The 1,096-nt window shown below is 78.6% G+C and carries 1 protein-coding gene and 1 pseudogene; both read left to right on the top strand.

All coding sequences use genetic code 11. From position 1 onward, the window contains the following. Window positions 1-509 (top strand): annotated as a pseudogene (locus KS423_RS46050) (hypothetical protein); the annotation flags it as partial. Next, on the top strand, window positions 509-1,096 hold a 588-nt coding region (locus KS423_RS46045; RefSeq protein ID WP_224285596.1), incomplete at its 3' end, for an SCO2322 family protein. The pseudogene KS423_RS46050 and the gene KS423_RS46045, both read left to right, overlap by 1 nt.

The following is a 1,096-nucleotide window of genomic DNA, read 5'->3' as shown; positions in this document are numbered from 1 at the left end:
CGGCCGCCCCGGCCCCGGTTCCGCACGCTGACTCCGGCGAGGCCGTCGGCGCCTACCTCACCGCCCAGCTCGCGGCGGGCGGCGGCCACCTCAGCCTCACCACCCCGGGCGCCGCCCCCGCCCCCGACTACACCGCCACGGCCTGGGCCGCCCTCGCCCTCACCCAGAGCGGCCACCCCCAGCAGGCCGCCGGCGCCGTCGACTGGCTCGCCAAGGAGGGCGCCACCTGGACCAAGGGCGGTACCGACGCCGGCGCCACCGCCACCCTCCTGCTGGTCTCCCAGGCCGCCCACCGCGACACCGCCGCCCTGACCGGGCAGCTCACCGCCCTCGGTCCGGCGCCCAAGGCCACCGAGGCCCCCACCGCCAAGGCGTCCGCCCCGGCGGAGAAGGCGGAGAAGAAGGACGACGGCATCGGCCAGTACTGGTTCATCGGCGTCGGCCTGCTCATCGGCGTCGGCGGCGGCCTCCTGCTCAGCTTCCAGCGCAAGCGCAACGCGCACCTCTGATGCGCCCCGCACCCCACCCCGCCCCGGGCGGCCCGGGCCCCGCCGCGGCCGACCGCACCCGGGCCGGGCGGACCCGGTCCCTCGCCGCACTGCTCCTCCCCCTCCTCGGGGCGGTGCTGCTGCTCGCATCCGCCGCGCCGGCGCAGGCCGCCGGGTACCGGTACTGGTCGTTCTGGCGCGGCACCGAGGACGGGCGCTGGACGTACCAGCAGCAGGGGCCCGCCGTCGCGGTGCCGCCGGACGGGGCGGTGGACGGGTGGCGGTTCGCGCTGAGCCCGGACGGCGGGCAGGACGCCGCGAAGCCCCGGACGGCCGGGAGCTTCGCCGAGATCTGCGCGGACACTCCCGCGCAGGAGGGACGCAAGCGGGTGGCCGTCGTGCTGGACTTCGGGACCGCCGAGGACGCCGGTTCGCCCACCGCCCCGGTGCCCGGGCAGCGGACCGCCTGTGCCGGTGTCACGCCCCGCGCCACCTCGGCCGAGGTGCTGGCCGCCGTCGCCCCGCCGCTGCGCTACGACACCAACGGGCTGCTGTGCGCCATCGCCGGGTACCCGAAGGCGGGCTGCGGCGACCAGGTCGGCGCGGCC

Source organism: Streptomyces sp. LS1784 (genome assembly GCF_020103755.1).
In the GTDB taxonomy this organism is placed as follows: Bacteria; Actinomycetota; Actinomycetes; order Streptomycetales; family Streptomycetaceae; genus Kitasatospora.
Note: the sequence above shows the minus strand (reverse complement) of the source record. Positions and strands in the feature narration are given on the sequence as shown.